At 63.0% G+C, this 16,916-nt stretch carries 21 protein-coding genes and 1 pseudogene; 12 read left to right on the top strand and 10 right to left on the bottom strand.

The window, feature by feature from the left end; all coding sequences use genetic code 11:
* The first annotated feature begins 162 nt into the window (after positions 1-162).
* From IPF36_RS18135 to IPF36_RS18100, 8 genes and pseudogenes are all read left to right on the top strand, one after another.
* On the top strand, positions 163-1,221 hold the full coding sequence (locus IPF36_RS18135; protein ID WP_133098082.1) for a 3-keto-5-aminohexanoate cleavage protein: 1,059 nt from the start codon (positions 163-165) through the stop codon (positions 1,219-1,221).
* 110 nt (positions 1,222-1,331) lie between these two features.
* On the top strand, positions 1,332-2,078 hold the full coding sequence (locus tag IPF36_RS18130) for an SDR family NAD(P)-dependent oxidoreductase (RefSeq protein WP_133098083.1): 747 nt from the start codon (positions 1,332-1,334) through the stop codon (positions 2,076-2,078).
* A 76-nt stretch (positions 2,079-2,154) separates the two neighbouring features.
* Entirely contained in the window at positions 2,155-3,126 is a 972-nt protein-coding gene (locus IPF36_RS18125; RefSeq protein WP_195429426.1) for a quinone oxidoreductase, read from the top strand.
* A 124-nt stretch (positions 3,127-3,250) separates the two neighbouring features.
* Positions 3,251-4,231, top strand: a complete 981-nt coding sequence (locus tag IPF36_RS18120) for a tripartite tricarboxylate transporter substrate binding protein (protein ID WP_133098085.1) — start codon at positions 3,251-3,253, stop codon at positions 4,229-4,231.
* A 12-nt stretch (positions 4,232-4,243) separates the two neighbouring features.
* The gene (locus IPF36_RS18115; RefSeq protein WP_133098086.1) at positions 4,244-5,092 is read left to right on the top strand and encodes a TauD/TfdA family dioxygenase; all 849 of its coding nucleotides are present in this window, start codon (positions 4,244-4,246) and stop codon (positions 5,090-5,092) included.
* Positions 5,093-5,257: 165 nt separating this feature from the next.
* Positions 5,258-5,890: pseudogene (locus IPF36_RS18110) on the top strand (porin); the annotation flags it as partial.
* A gap of 68 nt (positions 5,891-5,958) precedes the next feature.
* Positions 5,959-6,528 carry an alpha/beta hydrolase gene (locus tag IPF36_RS18105; protein WP_133098088.1) on the top strand — a complete coding sequence of 190 codons (570 nt, stop codon included), beginning with the start codon at positions 5,959-5,961 and terminating at the stop codon, positions 6,526-6,528.
* Between the two features lie 99 nt (positions 6,529-6,627).
* Positions 6,628-7,131, top strand: a complete 504-nt coding sequence (locus IPF36_RS18100) for a hypothetical protein (protein ID WP_243737080.1) — start codon at positions 6,628-6,630, stop codon at positions 7,129-7,131.
* 29 nt (positions 7,132-7,160) lie between these two features.
* On the opposite strand, the gene IPF36_RS18095 is transcribed toward IPF36_RS18100, so the two are convergent.
* The 8 genes from IPF36_RS18095 to IPF36_RS18060 all read right to left on the bottom strand — a co-directional run bounded on the left by IPF36_RS18095 (position 7,161) and on the right by IPF36_RS18060 (position 10,963).
* On the bottom strand, positions 7,161-7,496 hold the full coding sequence (locus IPF36_RS18095) for a type II toxin-antitoxin system RelE/ParE family toxin (RefSeq protein ID WP_133098089.1): 336 nt from the start codon (positions 7,494-7,496) through the stop codon (positions 7,161-7,163).
* Entirely contained in the window at positions 7,496-7,780 is a 285-nt protein-coding gene (locus IPF36_RS18090; protein WP_133098090.1) for a type II toxin-antitoxin system Phd/YefM family antitoxin, read from the bottom strand. Before IPF36_RS18090 ends, IPF36_RS18095 begins: the two co-directional genes overlap by 1 nt.
* Positions 7,781-8,002: 222 nt before the next feature.
* Entirely contained in the window at positions 8,003-9,064 is a 1,062-nt protein-coding gene (locus IPF36_RS18085) for a patatin-like phospholipase family protein (protein ID WP_133098091.1), read from the bottom strand.
* A 53-nt stretch (positions 9,065-9,117) separates the two neighbouring features.
* The gene (locus IPF36_RS18080; protein ID WP_195429422.1) at positions 9,118-9,348 is read right to left on the bottom strand and encodes a hypothetical protein; all 231 of its coding nucleotides are present in this window, start codon (positions 9,346-9,348) and stop codon (positions 9,118-9,120) included.
* Entirely contained in the window at positions 9,341-9,847 is a 507-nt protein-coding gene (locus tag IPF36_RS18075; RefSeq protein ID WP_255519829.1) for an FAD-dependent oxidoreductase, read from the bottom strand. The genes IPF36_RS18080 and IPF36_RS18075 overlap by 8 nt, the downstream gene beginning before the upstream one ends.
* Positions 9,844-9,984: a hypothetical protein gene (locus IPF36_RS18070; protein WP_195429420.1), complete on the bottom strand. Its 141-nt coding sequence runs from the start codon at positions 9,982-9,984 to the stop codon at positions 9,844-9,846. The genes IPF36_RS18075 and IPF36_RS18070 overlap by 4 nt, the downstream gene beginning before the upstream one ends.
* 44 nt (positions 9,985-10,028) lie before the next feature.
* Positions 10,029-10,538 carry a DoxX family protein gene (locus IPF36_RS18065; RefSeq protein ID WP_207951295.1) on the bottom strand — a complete coding sequence of 170 codons (510 nt, stop codon included), beginning with the start codon at positions 10,536-10,538 and terminating at the stop codon, positions 10,029-10,031.
* A 98-nt stretch (positions 10,539-10,636) separates the two neighbouring features.
* Entirely contained in the window at positions 10,637-10,963 is a 327-nt protein-coding gene (locus IPF36_RS18060) for a DUF2282 domain-containing protein (protein ID WP_133098092.1), read from the bottom strand.
* Between the two features lie 346 nt (positions 10,964-11,309).
* Here IPF36_RS18060 and IPF36_RS18055 point away from each other — a divergent pair, with 346 nt between their 5' ends.
* Positions 11,310-12,008 (top strand): response regulator transcription factor, encoded by a 699-nt coding sequence (locus IPF36_RS18055; RefSeq protein WP_133098093.1) that lies wholly within the window; start codon positions 11,310-11,312, stop codon positions 12,006-12,008.
* A gap of 54 nt (positions 12,009-12,062) precedes the next feature.
* Positions 12,063-13,076: a cell wall metabolism sensor histidine kinase WalK gene (locus tag IPF36_RS18050; protein WP_243737084.1), complete on the top strand. Its 1,014-nt coding sequence runs from the start codon at positions 12,063-12,065 to the stop codon at positions 13,074-13,076.
* A 2-nt stretch (positions 13,077-13,078) separates the two neighbouring features.
* Here the strand turns inward: IPF36_RS18050 and IPF36_RS18045 are convergent, their stop codons facing one another.
* Together IPF36_RS18045 and IPF36_RS18040 are read right to left on the bottom strand one after the other, a co-directional pair.
* Positions 13,079-13,867, bottom strand: a complete 789-nt coding sequence (locus IPF36_RS18045) for a DUF2063 domain-containing protein (protein WP_133098095.1) — start codon at positions 13,865-13,867, stop codon at positions 13,079-13,081.
* Entirely contained in the window at positions 13,851-14,711 is an 861-nt protein-coding gene (locus tag IPF36_RS18040) for a DUF692 domain-containing protein (protein ID WP_195429418.1), read from the bottom strand. Before IPF36_RS18040 ends, IPF36_RS18045 begins: the two co-directional genes overlap by 17 nt.
* A gap of 296 nt (positions 14,712-15,007) precedes the next feature.
* Between IPF36_RS18040 and IPF36_RS18035 the strand changes: the two genes are divergently transcribed.
* Both IPF36_RS18035 and IPF36_RS18030 read left to right on the top strand, forming a co-directional pair.
* Positions 15,008-16,270, top strand: coding sequence for a PAS domain-containing protein (locus IPF36_RS18035; RefSeq protein ID WP_195429416.1), 1,263 nt, complete (start codon positions 15,008-15,010; stop codon positions 16,268-16,270).
* Between the two features lie 354 nt (positions 16,271-16,624).
* Complete coding sequence (locus IPF36_RS18030; protein WP_133098098.1) at positions 16,625-16,855, top strand: hypothetical protein; 231 nt, start codon at positions 16,625-16,627, stop codon at positions 16,853-16,855.
* Positions 16,856-16,916: the final 61 nt, after the last annotated feature.

The following is a 16,916-nucleotide window of genomic DNA, read 5'->3' as shown; positions in this document are numbered from 1 at the left end:
CTCCTTCACCCGGTGTAGCCCGGATCCATTCGTTCCGGGGAAACCCGAATGCCTCGGCATTCTGTCACGAAATGAGACATGAATGTCGTGAAATGAGAGACAGCGCCCAACCCGGGATTACTAGACTAATCCCGTGAATCGACGATGAACAAGGAGATAGAAATGCAATTTCTGGATGACTCGCTGCACCCCGAGAACATGGACAAGGTGGTCATCACCGTGGCTCCGTACGGCCCGGAGTGGATGCCGGAAGATTTCCCCGAAGACATCCCCGTGACCATGGAAGAGCAGATCCAGAAAGCGGTGGATTGCTATGAGGCCGGCGCCAGCGTGCTGCACCTGCACGTACGTGAGCCGGATGGCAAGGGGTCCAAGCGCCTGTCCATGTTCAACGAACTGATCGCCGGCGTGCGCAAGGCGGTGCCGGACATGATCATCCAGGTCGGCGGCTCGATCTCGTTCGCACCGGAAGATGAAGGCCAGGCCGCGAAGTGGCTGGATGATGACACGCGTCACGCGCTGGCGGATCTCGACCCCAAGCCGGACCAGGTGACGGTAGCACTCAACACCATCCAGATGAACATCATGGAGTTGATCTACCCGGAGTTCTACGAGAACACGCACATGGCCAACCCGGCCGTCTACGACGCCTACCGTGAAATGATCGTTCCGGCCGGCCCGGCCTGGGCGGAAGAGCACCTGCGCCGCCTGCAGGAAGCCGGCATCCAGCCGCACTTTCAGCTGGTGGGCATGCATGCGCTCGAAACGCTGGACCGCATGGTGCGCAGGGGCCTCTACAAGGGCCCGCTGAACCTTACCTGCATCGGCATCGGTGGCGGCCACCACGGACCGCATCCGTACAACCTGTTCGACTTCATCCAGCGGGCGCCGGACGGCTGCACCATCACCTCGGAGTCATTGTTCAAGAACGTACTGCCGTGGAACACGATGGCGCTGGCAATGGGTATGCACGTGCGCTGCGGCATCGAGGACACCCTCATCGATCAGCACGGCAATCGCTTCACCTCGGTGCAGCAGATCCAGCAGACCGTGCGTATCGCCAAGGAGTTGGGCCGCGAGATCGCCGATGGCAAGGAAGCGCGGGAAATCTACCGCATCGGCACCTGGTACGACGATGTCGATGAAACCCTGGCCGCCAACGGCATGACCCCGAACCGCAAGCCTGGTGTCAAGAACGTGCCGCTGCGCAACGCAGCCTGAGCCGCCGGCTACGGCGCAGACAATGAATCGATCCGGTTGATGTGTGCACTCCAGCCTGAATTGGTGCAACTGGATCGATCTGTTTTGACTTGATTCAAATAGGGAATGTCATGACTCGTACCGTCGTTCTCGTTACGGGAGCCACGTCTGGAATCGGCCGCGCAACCGCGCTTGCATTTGGCCGTGATGGGGCACAAGTGGTTTGCTCCGGCCGCAATGCCACCGCAGGCGCCGCACTTGTGTCTCAACTCCGGGAGCTCGGTGCCGAAGCCGAGTTCGTGCCCGCTGACGTAGCTAATGAGGAGCAGGTCCGCCAACTTGTCGAGCACACCGTCACCCGCTTTGGACGGCTCGATGTCGCAGTGAACAGTGCCGGGACGGAAGGCACGCCAGGGTCGATCGTCGACCAGACGGTGGAATCCTATGCAGCGACCTTCGACGCCAATGTCCTTGGGACGTTCCTGAGCATGAAGTACGAGTTGCGCGTCATGCTGGAGCAGAAGGAGGGCGTTGTGATCAACCTCTCCTCCACCATGGGAAGCCGCGGCAACGCACAGAATCCGATGTATGTGGCCAGCAAGCACGCAATCGAAGGCTTGACCAAGGCCGCAGCACTCGATGCGGCCAGATCGAATGTACGAGTGAATGCGGTTGCCCCTGGACCGATCGAGACCGGGATGCTGGATCGCATCGCGGGAGGCGCCGAGAAAGTTGCGGCAGTTGCCGCGAGTATCCCGGCGGGTCGCATCGGGACCCCGGAGGAGGTCGCCGACGCCATCGTGTTCCTGGCCTCCCCACGGTCCAGGTACATAACGGGCCAGATTGTCGCAGTCAATGGCGGCAAGACAGCGATGTAGTCGCCGACGCGCTGGGCAGAGGGATTGCCCCCGGCGCGCTCAGAGGCAATAAGCAAAGAATTTCAGGAGACAAGTCATGGCAAAAGCAATCCGGTTCTACGAGACGGGCAGCGCAGACGTGCTCAAGCTCGAGACCGTGGAAGTCGGCAACCCCGGCCCCGGCCAGGCGCGCGTGCGGCACAGCTACATCGCCGTCAATTTCATCGATATCTATTTCCGCACCGGCCACTACCCGCTGGACCTGCCCAATGGCCTCGGCTCTGATGCCGTGGGTGTGGTCGAGGCAGTGGGCCCCGGCGTCACCGACATCCGCGTGGGCGACCGCGTGGGCTACCTGCTCGGCCCGCAGGGCGCCTACTCGGACGTGCGGGTCATGCCTGCCGAGTGGCTGATCCCGCTGCCGGACGGCGTCTCCGACCGCGTCGCCTCGACGCTCATCATGAAGGGCTTGACGGCGCAATACCTGTTCCGACAGGTCTACCCGCTCAAGGGCGGCGAAACCATCCTCTATCACGCCGCAGCCGGCGGCGTGGGCCTGATCGCCTGCCAGTGGGCACGCGCGCTTGGCGTGAACATGATCGGGACGGTCAGCACCGACGAGAAGGCGGAGCTTGCCAGGGCCAACGGCTGTTCGCACGTCATCGTCACCTCGCGCGAGAACATCGTCGATCGCGTGATGGAAATCACCGACGGCAAGAAGGTTCCGGTGGTGTTCGATTCGGTCGGCAAGTCGACGCTGGACGCCTCGCTGTCCTGCCTGCAGGTGCGCGGCACGCTGGTCAGCAACGGCACGACTTCTGGCCCCGTCGAGATCGACAGCCGCACGCTCGCGGCGAAGGGCTCGCTCTGGGTCACGCGTCCGGCCATGGTCCACTATGCCACCCCGCGCTCGCACATGCTCGCCATGGCCAGCGAGGTGTTCGACATGGTGATAGCAGGAAAGATCACCAGCGAGCCGAAGCAGCAGTTTGCGCTGGAAGAGGCCGCGCAGGCCCATCGCGCGCTGGAAAACAGGCAGACGAGCGGTGCCACCGTACTGGTGCCGTAAAGCCGTCCCGTAGTCCCTCCCATGCCGCGGTCGCTTTTTCCCCCCTCGCCGGGGCGAGGGTGGGGGACGGCTGCGCCCTCGAAAGCAAGTTCACATTGCTGGAAACACCGAGATGGAGACAAAGATGTCAGTCCGACCTGCCGTTCTGCGCGTGCGCCGCGTCGTCGCCGCATCGATCCTTGCACTTGCCATGCCCGCCGCCATGGCGTGGACCAACAAGCCGGTGCGCGTACTGGTGCCAGCGCCTGCCGGCGGCACGATGGACGTGATGGCCCGCATACTGTCCGAACAACTCACGGCAGACCTGGGCCAGCCCGTGGTTGTCGACAACAAGCCGGGTGCCGGCGGTGCCATCGCGGTCGGCGCATTGCTGGCGGCGCCGCCCGATGGCCAGACCATCCTGGTGTCGGCGACCAACGTGTTCGCGGAAATCCCGCACGCGATGAAGGTGCCTTACGATCCGATGAAGGACGTGAAGCCGGTTGCGGCCGCGGCCAGGTCGACCCTGCTGCTCGTCAGCGCGCCCGGCCTGCCCGCCAAGGACCTGCCGGGGCTGATCAGCTACGTGAAAGCGCATCCGGGTAACCTGAGCTTTGCCACCTACGGCCCGGGCACGGCCTCGCAGTACGCCGGCATGATCATGAACCAGAAGGCGGGGATGGATCTCCAGAACATCCCGTTCGCGGGATCGCCGCAGGCCCTGACGCAGGTGATGGGCGGGCAGATCGCCGTGATGTATGACGGCATGGTGACATCGCTGCCATACCTAAAGGCGGGCAAGCTCAAGGCCTATGCCGTGGCCGCCAGGCAGCGCTTGCCGATGCTCCCGCAGGTGCCGACCTTCGCCGAACTGGGCTATCCGGAGGTTGACTTCAGCAACTGGACCGGCGTGTTCGTGTCGTCCACGGTGCCGGCAGAGCTGACCGAGAAGATCCAGGCCGCGGTCCACAAGGCAGCCTCCAGGGCCGGCGTGCAGGAACGGATTGCCGCGCTCGGGTTCGAGCCGCTGCAGCCGCAGAGCCTTGGCCAGCTCAGCCACGATCTGCGCGCCGATTTCGATCGCAACGCCCGCATCGTGAAGACCTTCAACCTCCAGCCGCAATGACATCCATCGACCATGCGAGTTGAACAACTTACCTGTGCGATCGGCGCGGAACTCATTGGGGTCAGCCTGGCCGATGCGATCCATGATGATGGCCTGTTCGCCGGCATCCGCGAAGCGCTGCTCAAACACCGCGTGCTGTTCCTGCGCGACCAGGACATCACGGCTGCCCAGCACGTGGCCTTTGCGCACCGCTTCGGGGAGTTGGAGGATCACCCCGTGACGGGCAGCGACCCGGAGAATCCGGGGTTGGTGCAGATCTACAAGACGCCGGCCAACCCGCCGGATCGCTACGAGAACGCCTGGCACACGGATGCGACCTGGCGCGAAGTGCCGCCGCTTGGCGCCGTGTTGCGGTGCCGGGAGTGCCCGCCAGTCGGGGGCGACACCATGTGGGCCAACATGGTGCTTGCGTACGAGAACCTGCCCGGCCACGTCAAGGAGCAGATCGCCGACCTGCGGGCGCGTCACAGCATCGAGGCGAGCTTTGGCGCCGCCATGCCAATCGAGCGGCGCCTGGCGCTGAAGAGCCAGTTCCCTGACGCCGAGCACCCGGTGGTGCGGACCCACCCGGAGACTGGCGAGAAGGTGCTGTTCGTCAACGGATTTACCACTCACTTCACCAACTTCCACACGCCGGCGCGCGTGCGCTTCGGGCAGGACCACAGCCCCGGCGGCGCCGACCTGCTGCGCTACCTGGTCACGCAGGCCTATATCCCCGAACACCAGGTCCGCTGGCGCTGGACGAAGAACAGCGTGGCCATCTGGGACAACCGTTCGACCCAGCATTACGCCGTCATGGACTATCCGCCGTGCCACCGGAGGATGGACCGCGCCACCATCGTCGGAGACCGTCCTTTCTGATCACAGCAGGCCGCCGCATACCGGGAGGGTGCTGGCTGCCGATCGTTGAACTGGGGGGCGGATTGCACGACCCATCCCCCCTGTAGTAGCGGCGCACCAGACGCCGGAAGTCGTAGTGACTGAGCCTGAGAACAATCAAATGAAAACGATGAACCATGGAGGATGGCGCACTGGTCGTTCGGCGTCGGTACGACGCTGCCGCAGATCAATCCCGGTATTCCCACGTTGGGCGGCAACGGCGAAGTGCCGGGCCAGTTCCGCCGGGATTCGGCCTACGGTGCGGGCGTGACCTACATGAACGGCCCGCTCGGGCTGGGCGTTGCCTACGACCAGTGGAACCCGACGATCGGCACGAGCAACGGCACGTTGAAGAAGGCGGCCGTCATGGCCAGCTATGCGATTGGCGCGGGTAAGTTGATGGGCGGCTACCGCTGGGGGCAGAACAAGGACCAGACCGGCAGGGAGTTCCTGCGCGACGACTTCTACTGGATCGGTGGCCAGTACCGCGTGTCGGCTGTGCTGGACTTCACGCTGGAGTATGACTACCAGAACCTGAAGAATGTCGGCGGCAACACGCACGCGGCAAATCCGTGGCAGATCGCTCTGATCGCCGACTACGCGCTCTCGAAGCGGACTGACGTGTATCTGACCACTGCGTATACCCGCAACGCAGGCCTGACCATGGACTCGGCAGCGAGCGGCTTCGCTACCAGCCTGGCGCTGGGCAATAGCTACTCGCTGTCCAATGGGCAGAAGTCCATGTTCGGTGCGGCCGTGGGCATCCGCCATATCTTCTGACCGTTGCGTACATCCCGCAGGGCAGGGAGCGATCACGCTCCGGATCTCAACCGAGGAAATCGATTTCCATGACTTCTACCAACCTGCCGACGGTCGTGATTGTTCCCGGTCTTCGCGACCACATGCCGGAGCACTGGCAAACGCTGCTCGCCGAACAACTGCAAGCGCAGGGAAGGGCAGTGCAGATCGTGCCGCAGATCGACCATGACAAGGCCCTGCGCAGCGCCAGGGTGGCGAACCTCGAGCGCGTCGTCAGCGGCATCGAAGGGCCGATCGTCCTGGTGGCCCATAGCATGGGATGCTGCATCACCGTGCACTGGGCGCAGCAGACGACGCGCGAGGTCCAGGGCGCTTTGCTCGCGGCCCCCGCCGACCTCGACACGCCCCTGCCCGCCGGCTACTCCGATCCGCAGACGCTGGCTGCCAACGGCTGGACGCCGCTGCCCAGGGCGCGCCTGCCGTTCCCGAGCATCGTGGTCGGCAGCCGCAACGACCCGATCGGAGGATTCGAGCAGGTCCACGCCCTTGCGCAAGCCTGGGGTAGCCGCTTCGTCGATGGCGGCGACATCGGCCACCTCTCGCCGCTCGACGGATATGGCAACTGGCCGAAAGCCGCGGAGTTGCTCCGCGAGCTGTGACATTCATCATTCATCGCGTCTCCACTCCGGGTGCCGACCTCCGGTCCTGATGACACTTTCCACGGCAGCCGGGCTTCGGAGGTTCCACAGGCAACGCCTGTGGAACCTCTTCTTTGTTTTCAACAGGCTGTCGCGATCGAAGCGGTGGACTGCCCCCGGCAGGATCCGGGGCGAACGCGGTGGCGAACCTTAACGGTGCGGTATATTCAGAGCTTCGAGAACACGCGCAAGACAGACGGCATGGCTCACAAATCCATTCGGGTATCGCATGTTGGCGTACCCGGCGACCTAAGCGTCCTGAAACTGAAGGGCTATCTGAAATCCGCACTCGCGGGTGTGGCGCAAAGCGCCGCCGACGATGAGATCCTGCTGGTCAAGGTACTGGTGCCACGATCGCTCGGTCTGCAAGCCGGTGAAAAACTATTGGACAAGATCTTGCAGGGGATCGTTGACAGAGATTCACGCGTAAGCCGGGTATCAGTGGAATTTGTCGACGGCGAAGTCACACCAGAGAAGATCGCGGAAAGCCAGGTGCGAACGCAAAAGGAAATTGACGCCTACGGCCACCTGCTTCAGTCGACGGACAACGAACAACCGGATTGACCAGGGTTCGCGACGCTGGTCGTCTCTTCTTACACCTGCAGGATGATTTTTTGTAGCAGGGCAGTCAGATCTCGACGCTGATCTATGATCAAGTGCACAAAAATGGTGTCATCCCTGACTTCATAAATAATGCGATTTTTTCCGCAATGCACTTCGCGGAACCTGTTCGCGGTTAGCCCACTGAGTTCATCGACAATGTGCCCGCATTCGGGAAACTCCCGGATGCGAGTCATGGACGCCTGGATCTGAGCATATGAGTCTTCCCAGGCGGCCATGCCAAATGCGTCCACCACATAGCGGCGCACCCGCTTCAGTTCGGTTTTACCGCTGTCGAGAAGCTTTGCCTTCAGTAATTTGGAGGCCATCAGCGCTGCTTCTCTTTCCGGTCCAGTTCGTCCAGCTCTGCGAACACCTCATCGATGTCGGAAAACTTCTCCTGCTCGATCTGCTTCTGCCCCAGTGCCAGAATCTTTAGCAGGGCTAATGTCTGCCGGTCGGATTCGTAGCTGCGCACGTCTTGGACAACGAGCTTGGCTTCGCCGTTTTGGGTGATGATTAATGGTTCACCGGATTCAGCGAGGTCCTTGACGATCTGCGCGGCTTCACTCTTGAGATAGCTGATCGGCTTGACGTGATCGGCGATTCGCATCGCACCCTCCTGTGGATGACATGACTGGACCGAATATAGTCCGTTAACAGTCTTTCGTCAACGTTGCCCGACTCGACGCCGTACTCGGGCGGCCGCGCGGTTCCCCAAAAATGAAAATCACTATCCGCGTTGAGGTCACCTCGGATATTGCGAAACCGCCACTTTTAGGTGCGTAATTGAAGAGATCGGCGCCGTCCGTTGCGGCAGCGCTGCGTGGTTGGATCAAAGAAATTCCTGTTGCAGGTCGACGGTGCACCGTTCACCGATGGCGTCATAGTTCTGCTGTAACCAGCGCCCCGCCTGGTCCCGGCCCTGGTCGCGCAGGTAGCAAAGAAAGTCCCAGTCCGCGTTGAGCTTGCTGGAGACGCCGAGCGCCATCATGGTCTGGTCGGATCGGATCGAGTGGATCAGCATTTCCTTCATGTCCCCGCCGCGGACCTTGCCATCCTGGATCAGTCGGGTGACAAAGCTGATCGCGCGCAGTTCGCGGATCAACGAGGAATTGAAGCTGACCTCGTTGATGCGGTTGAGGATCTCCGCGGCGGTCTTCGGCACACCCTTGCGCACGATGGGATTGATATGGACGATCACCACGTCACGTGCGCCGCAGTTGTATATCAGCGGGAAAATGGCCGGGTTGCCGACATAGCCACCGTCCCAGTAGTGTTCGCCGTCGATTTCGACGGCCTGGAACAGGAACGGCAGGCAGGCCGACGCCAGCACCGCCTTCAGTGAGATGTCGTCGCGTGAGAACACGCGTATCTTCCCGTTCTCGATGTTGGTCGCGCACAGGTAGAGCTGGATCGGGCAGCGCTGGTTCAGCGCGTCAAAGTCAACATGGCGGGCTAGTACATCGCGCAGCGGGTTGAAATTGAGCGGGTTGAACTGGTAGGGCGACAGCACCCGCAGCGTGATGTCCGTCAACAAGTACATCGGCGAGTAATCGAGCCCATAGCCACTGGACAGCCAGTATTCCCATGGCAGCTTGCGGAACGGGCTGTGGACGCGCGCGGTGCTGGCAATATCGCGCCAGAAGTCGTGCAGGGCGGTGCGGGCGCGGGGCGGCCCGCCCTGGAGCAGGCCGTACGCGAGTACCGCGGCGTTCATCGCGCCGGCACTGGTCGCGCTGACGCCCTCGATCGCCAGCCGGCCGTCTTCTAGCAGGCGATCCAGCACGCCCCAGGCAAAGGCACCATGGGCTCCTCCGCCCTGCAACGCCAGCGTGACCGGCTTCACGGCCTGGCTGGGTTGGCCGGACTCTTGCACTCCAGTATCGGTCGGCATGGCGTGTCTCTAGTGCTGTGTCCAGCCACCATCCATGGCGAGCTCCGTGGCGGTCATGGAGGCGGCATTGTCTGTTGGATGCCTGCGTTATTGACGATGAGGTCAACCTTGCCGAACTCGGTAGCTGCAAATTCCGCCATGTCGCGAACCGGTTTAGGCCGGCGCGCCGGCGAATAGCGCACAACGCACGCCGTACCCGCGCCGCGGATGGCAAAGGCGTGCGCAACGCCAAGCACGATACCTCTGCTGTAGCCGGTAACGATAGCGGATCTTCCTTTAAGCATGTTGATCTCCGGTTAGCGTCGGGGTAGGGTGGGGCGCCCGCGGTACGCCGGAAGCTTTATGCGTTGCCATGTGGGCCCAGAGACGCAGCTTGCGGCCGAGGGTCGGCATACGCATCAGGTATAGCGCACGCCAGGCCAGCCAGGCCGGCAAGCCGGAGAAGCTGAAGCCATAGACCTGGGCAACGCCCTTCATATGCCCGATGCTGGCCATTGCGCCTTTGCGATCGGTGGCGGCATTGGCCACGCGTGCGCAATCGCCGATGGCCCACAGTCCGGGCATGCCGCGCACCGACATATCCGGGTTGGTCTCGATGCGTCCGCGCCGGGTGGCCAACGCGAGATTGCGCTCGAGCGTGGCGACCAGCGGATTCGGCTTGGTGCCGACCGTGCAGATCACCGTCGCGCCCTCGATCCTTTCGCCGTCTGCGAGCACCACGGTGTCGGCTTCGCAGCGGGCGGCGCGGGTGCCGAGCCTGAGCCGGATGCCGCGCGCGGTCATATGGCGTGCCGCGGCCAGGCCAAGCGAGGCGGGCAGCTCGGGAAGGAGTTGTGCGGTGTCCGCTTCTCCAGCGCCTGGGCCTGCGTGGTGCCGGCGAATCCGCCACCGACAATGACGATGTTGTTTTCTGCAAGCATGACGGTTCCTTGTTCGCCCTGGGACGGCGCGTGTGACTGTCGAGCTAGTGGCTGGCTTTGCCGCGCAGCAGGAAGCGGTCGATCAGGTGGTCCAGCGACAGCTGCCCGGGGCCATGCAGCAGCGTGACCAGCAGCAGCAGCCCCCAATACTGGTGGTCCTTCAGGCCAACTTCGCCCAATCCGGGATACGAGATCACTGCGACGATGTTGAAGACGAACAAGGCCAGCGCGGCGGCCCGCGTGCCGAGCCCGAGCACGAGCAGCACCGGCAGGCTCAGCTCTGCGGCGGTACCAAGATAGGCGGCCAGGGCCGGGTTCAGGAGCGGCACGGTGTACTCGCTTTCGAACAGCGCAAGCGTGGTGGACCAGCTGGCGAGCTTGGTCAGCCCGGACTGGAAGAACACCAGGCCGATCAGGACACGAATGCCGAGATCGAGCACGGGAGCCAGGGTTTGCAGCAGGCGGATTGCCGCCTGTGCGGCGGTAATGATGCGCGAAGACTTTTTGCCGCCCACATCCAGCGGCGCGGACGACAGGGGGGTAGTGCATTTCATTTTGGGCCACCTTGCGAAGCGGTCAAGGACGGGGGCAGGCCGGGGTAGCCGTGACGCGGTGACGCGTCACGGCATTCCGCTGCAGGCTCGGGTGCCGTTCAGGCCGGGGAGGCCGCCTTGGCGGTCGGGCTGAGCTCGCCGCTCTTGCCACCTGGCTTGGCGAACTCGGACGTCTGCAGCCGGCCCCCGGAGATTTTTTCGCAAGTGCCCTTGGGCACGAGGATCCAGGCCTCCGCGTCACGATCGACCTTCGCTGTGGCAGCACAGGAGCTCTTGCTGGTGCCGCAGTCGTTCTTGCCGGCCTTGGCAATGCCGGCGCATTTTTCATGGCTGCCCGCCGCGGCCATGGCCTGGGAGGTGGCGCCGGCAATACCAAGCGCCAGCATGCCTGCAATGGCACCGCGGATGATTTGATCGCTGTTCATGATGCACACTCCGTATTCGGTTGGGTTCAGGACAGGAGGGGAGGGATACCTGTCTCTGGATGGCAGTATGGAAAGGCGAATTCACGCTGGTTTCCCTCAAATCTCAAATATTCGTCACAAGGCACGGGCGAGAGCGGTCGAGGTTGGGGGCGGGCGGCGGGGGACGACGGGAGAGCAGGCGAGGCCGGCCGCCACGCCGACGGATGGCTTTCCATCCACGAAATGCGTTCTAGAATGATCTAGTGTCTGACGTCTGACGGACACGCGGGGCTGCGCGGGCCGCAAGCCAGGAGGCCCGCGACGGTCTCGCCGACATGCCGCACGTTTTCAACGATGAGGTGACACCATGTCGCGCCAGGTGCTGGTGATCGAGGACGACGCGGATATCGCCGAGCTGGTACGCCTGCAGGTGAGCGGCCTGTCCTGCGACGTGAAGGTGATCAACCACGGCCGGGCGGGACTGGACGAAGCGCTCAGCCATCCCTATGACCTCGTCATCCTTGACCTGATGCTGCCGGGTGCCGACGGGCTGGAGATCTGCCGGCGCCTGCGCGCGGAGCCGCGCTATACCCCGATCCTGATGCTCACGGCACGCTCCACCGAACTCGACAGGGTGCTGGGACTGGAGATGGGCGCCGACGACTACCTGACCAAGCCGTTCAGCGTCCTCGAGCTGACCGCACGGGTCAAGGCGATCTTCCGTCTGGTCGACACCCTGGTCAATCCGCCATCGGATCGTCCCAGAACGGTGCAGGTCAAAGCCCTGCACATTGATATCGACAAGCGCGAAGTGAACGTGCGTGGCGCGCCTATCTGCCTCACCGCCAAGGAATTCCAGCTGCTGCTGTACTTTGCCAGCAATCCGGGACGCGTTTTCAGCCGTGCCCAACTGCTGGACCAGGTCTGGGGCTATAGCCATAGTGGCTACGAGCACACTGTCAGCTCACATATCAACCGGCTGCGCGCCAAGATCGAGCTCGATCCCAATGCGCCGGAGTACATCCAGACCGTATGGGGCGTGGGCTACAAGTTCAGCAACACGTAAGGGGCAGGGGGCCTCATGTTCCGAACCCTGTACGGGAGAGTGGCAATCGTGCTGATGGTGGTGTTCATCACCATTGGCGCGCTGATGATCCTTGCCTCACAGAAGATGATCGAGACGCAGCGCCTGCTCGAACTGGCGACCGACCTCATCATCGGGACGGTTGCCTTCAGCCTTGTGGCGGCGCTGATCGTGTTCCGGCTGTTGACGGTGCGTTTGCGCGTGCTGTCCGACGCCATTGAGGCATTCCGCGCGGGCGGGTTTTCCACGCCGGTGCGACTGGCGCAGGGCAGCCGTGCGGACGACGAGATCCAGAAACTCAGCACGGCCTTCGAGGAGATGTCCGAGCGCATCGTCACCCAGCTTGCGCAGTTGGGACAAGTGGATCAGCAACGGCGCGAACTGCTTGCCAATGTTTCGCACGACCTGCGTACGCCGCTCGCGTCGATGCAAGGTTACCTGGAAATGCTGCTGCTGAAGGCAGAAGAAATGACGCCCGATGACCGCAACCGCTACCTGCAGGTGGCCACCAGGCACTGCGAGCGCCTTGGCAAGCTGGTGCAGGACCTGTTTGACCTGACCAAGCTCGAAGCTCAAGAAGTCCAGCCGCGGCTGGAACGCTTCCCGTTGTCTGAACTGGCGCAGGACGTGGTGCAGAAGTTCGCCCTGGCGGCAAACAAGCGGGGGCTGGCCTTGCTGGCGACGTCGGGTCCGGGCTGCCCTCCGGTGAACGCCGACATCGGCATGATCGAGCGGGTGCTGGAGAACCTGATCGAGAATGCCATGCGCTATACGCCTGCCGGCGGCAAGATCAGCGTCGATGTGCAGCCGGTGGGGGAGCGTGTGGAACTGACCGTGCGAGACACCGGCGAGGGCATCGACGCGAGCCAGGTGCAGGGTGTCTTTGACCGTTACTATCGCGTGGAGCGTACGGAGTCCGATAATGGCAGCCATGTCGGCCTGGGCCTCGCCATCAGCCGGCGTATCGTACAGTTGCACGGCGGCGAGATCCGCGTGTGCAGCGCGCTCGGCCAGGGCACTGCCTTCACGATCGACCTGGAACGAGGATAAGGTCAGGCGGCGCGTACTTCAAAATCATGGATCGTCGCGTCCAGGATGCGACGCTCAAGAAAGCCGGCCAGCGCGAAGTCGGGCGCGACTTGCAGCGCCTGTCGATAAGCCGGCTCCAGCGCGGCACCGCCATGCAGCGCTTCGAGCATGGCGTATTCCCCAACCTCCAATGACTGCGCTTCAACCGCAAAGCCGCTGCGCCTGACCAGCAACCAGTCGCCGCCGCTGCCGGCGTCGATCTCTGCGTCCTCCTCGGCGTCCGGCTGGTTCGACTGCCAGATGCGCAATACGGGGAACGGCGACGCGAGCAAGCGGCAGGCCGGGGCCAGCCGCAGCTGCAGGCACGTCGCCTCGGCCTCGGCGAGTGTGCCTAGGGTGGCGAGGCGATCGAGCGTCAGCGGCGCCGCGTCGGCAGCGTGAAAGGCTTCATGCATGAGCCACTCCAGCCTAGCCACATCAGGCAGGTAGCGCAAGCCAGCAGCCGGCTCGAATTGTGCGAGGAAATCTGGAAAGCTCTGGCCGAAGCGCTGGATATCACCGCTGGTGGAGGGGCAGGCCCGGATATACCGGCCAGCCGTGGCATCAAAGAACCGCTGGCCCACCAGGCACGAAATCACGGGGAATACGGCGCCCAGGGCCTCGCACAGGTTCTGGTGTACGTTGCCCGCGTAGACGTCGAGGCATCGTTGCGCGTCAATGGCCCCATCGACGATATAGCCGGCGAGAGCTGTCGGGTCCTGCCCGAACAGCGCCCGGGCAAAGCGGGTCTGGATCTCATGCAATGAAGGCATCTTCAATCTCCAGCATCTGATCGGCCCTGCGGGCTTCGTCCAGCAGCACTGAGAGCGCGGGAATGTCGGTATCCCACTCGATCAGCGTGGGCAGCGGGCCAAAGCGGGCGAGCGCATGGCGGTAGAGATGCCATACGGGCTCGGCCACGCGCTGGCCGTGGGTATCGATCAGCATGCCATCGATGACGTCAAAGCCAGCCAGGTGGATCTCCCTCACCACGCCCAAAGGGATCGCATCGATATAGCTCAATGCATCGCTACCGTGGTTCATCGCGTTCACGTAGATGTTATTGACGTCGAGCAGGATGCCACATCCTGTCCGCGCTACCAGCGCCGCCAGGAATTCGGGTTCGGCAATCGTGGAGTGAGTGAATCGGAGGTAGCTGGTGATGTTCTCCACCAGCAACGGCTGTTGCAGGTAATCCTGGACTTCCGCCACATGGGCGCACACGATCGCGAGCGATTCTTCGGTGTAGGGGAGGGGCAGCAAGTCATTGAGGTAGCGATCACCGATGCGGCCCCAGCTCAGGTGTTCGGATACCAGCCCTGGCTCGAAGCGCCGGATCAGGGCCGCCAGACGACGCAGGTGATCGCGATCGGGCCGATCCGTCGCGCCCAGGCACAGGCCTACGCCATGCAGGCTCAGCGGGTAGGCGGCGCGCACCTGCGCGAGGTAGTGCAGGGGCTGGCCGCCGTCACCGAAGTAGTTCTCACTATGGACTTCGAACCACCCTGTGCGCGGCGTTTGCGCGAGGACCTGGCGATAGTGTGGTGCGCGCAGGCCGATCCCGGCCCGGGGCGGGACGGCGGCGCCGAAGTCAGGCAAGGGGCTGGTGGATCGCATCGCAAGTCCTGTCGGTCGTGGTTGTCCTCCGTACCACTCTCGCCGACAAAGATCACGAAACCCTCACGGCGCCTTCAATTAACTCCGCCGATCGCAGGGGGAAAGGGCGCTGGCGATGCCGCCGCACTGGTTGGTGACGAATTCGTGGACTATGTTAGGTAGGGCTTGCGGCGACGCGTCACGAGGTACGGAGCCGGCATCGCGTGTTTCCACTGAGGCCGCTTAAGCTGTCAAGCAAAAAGCACTTGTTGTGGATGCCAGGCCGCACCGGTTGGCGCCACAGAAAGAGAGCCAAGATGGGCCTGAAAGCAAAGCTGCTGCTGCCGCCGGCATTGATCAGCCTGGCGCTGGTGGCTTATCTTCTGGTCGGCTGGGTGCCCGGAGCCGGCCCTCCCGGCACGCGTTCGGGCATTGTGCTGGTGGTTGCGGTCGGCTTGGCACTTATGCTCGGCATCCTCGCGCTTGCCGTTCACGCCTTCTGGCGACGTCCGCTGGACGCGTTGTTACGCACTTGCGTCACCTCCGTGGCCTCACGCAATGCGGGCGCCGGGCAGGACAGGTTCCCTGATGAGTTCGAGCAGATTCGCCAGGTCGTTACGGATTTGCGCGCGTGCGTCGAAGCCGCGCAAACCGAACTGGCGTTGTCCGTGCAGCAGCGCCGGCAGCAGGAGGTCGCGCTGCGCTCGAGCGAGGAGCGCTACGCCCTGGCCATGCGTAGCGCCGACGATGGCATGTGGGAATGGAATCTCCAGACCAACGAATTCCATCTCTCCGAGCGCTGGAAGGCCATGCTCGGCTTTGAGGACGACGAACTGCCAGACACCCTGCAGGCCTGGACGGAACGGCTTCATCCCGCCGATCGGGTCGCCGTTGAGCAGGCAATCGCGCGGCACGTCGAGGGTGCAAGCCCGCGCTATCAACAGCAGTGCCGGTTGATGCACAAGGACGGACACTACCGGTGGGTCAATTCCCTGGGCAGCGCCATCCGTCATGCCAACGGCAAGCCATTGCGGTTAATCGGCATGGATACCGACGTGACGCGCATCAAGCGTGTCGAGGACATACTCAGGCACATCGTCGAGGGGACTTCCGGCACTTGTGGCGACGAATTCTTCCGCGCGCTTGTCCGCCATTTCGCTGCCGCGCTCGATGTCCCGTGCGCTTTCGTGACGGAATGCACAGGGTGGCCACCGCGGCGGGTCCACACGCTGGCCTTCTGGTTCAAGGACGCGTTCCGCGACAACGTCGAGTACGACCTGGCCGGCACCCCTTGCGAGGCGGTGTTCGAGCAGGGCTTGCCTGTGTTCTACCCAGAGGGTATCGGCAAGCTGTTTCCGCGGGAGCAGGGCTTCGAATGCTATTACGGTCTGCCGATTCAGGACAGCCAGGGCAAGGTCATCGGCCACATGGCCTTCCTCAACATTCGAAAGATGCATGAGGAAGAAGTCCTGATGGACTACGTGTACCGCATCTTTACCGCGCGCGCCGCCGCAGAGATAGAGCGCAAGGCGGTTCTCGAACACCTGACCCGCACGCAGGTGGCGTCCGCTGACCGGTAGCGCAGCGACGCACTCGCGCGCGCGATGTCCGAGCGCCAGACGGCCCCCGCTAGCGCAGGCTTAAGTCCGTTCTTGCCACCGTCCCACGCCCACGTCGCATGGCAGCCCGTTGATCGCTCCTGGAACGCGATGCGGTGGCACCTCGCATGCCATGGTGCGCCGTGACAAAAATTTGATCTTTAACGGACAAAGCCGTGAGGTCCGTTGCGCACACTACGTACCAAGGACAGGCGATTAGCCTGTTCGAGGCTAAACCCGTCGCGGATCGTCATCAGGCTATCCCAGGCTGCTTGAGTTGCAGCGCACTGATCATATCGGACGGCACTAGGTAGTTGCCTGAAAAGGAGATGGAAAATGTCAAAGCAAATCTTGTTGCTGATGTCGGCGGTTGCCGCCTTCGGCGGCGCCGGTGTCGCGCATGCTGGCATCGGCATGCGTGATGTCTATACCGATGGCGCCAGGATTGGGACGCAAGATATCTATACCAATGGCGGCAGAGCAATCATCGATCGCCCAGACGTGTTCCTGGATGGCGCGAGAATTACTAACCGCGATGGCTTGATCGAGGAAGGCGCTCAAAGGTAATTGCCGCCTGATCAGAACAAACTACGGGGCGCTCCGCATGAGCGCCCCGCGTTGCTACGCA

This window comes from Cupriavidus sp. IK-TO18 (genome assembly GCF_015549295.1).
Lineage (GTDB): Bacteria > Pseudomonadota > Gammaproteobacteria > Burkholderiales > Burkholderiaceae > Cupriavidus > Cupriavidus oxalaticus_A.
Note: the sequence above shows the minus strand (reverse complement) of the source record. Positions and strands in the feature narration are given on the sequence as shown.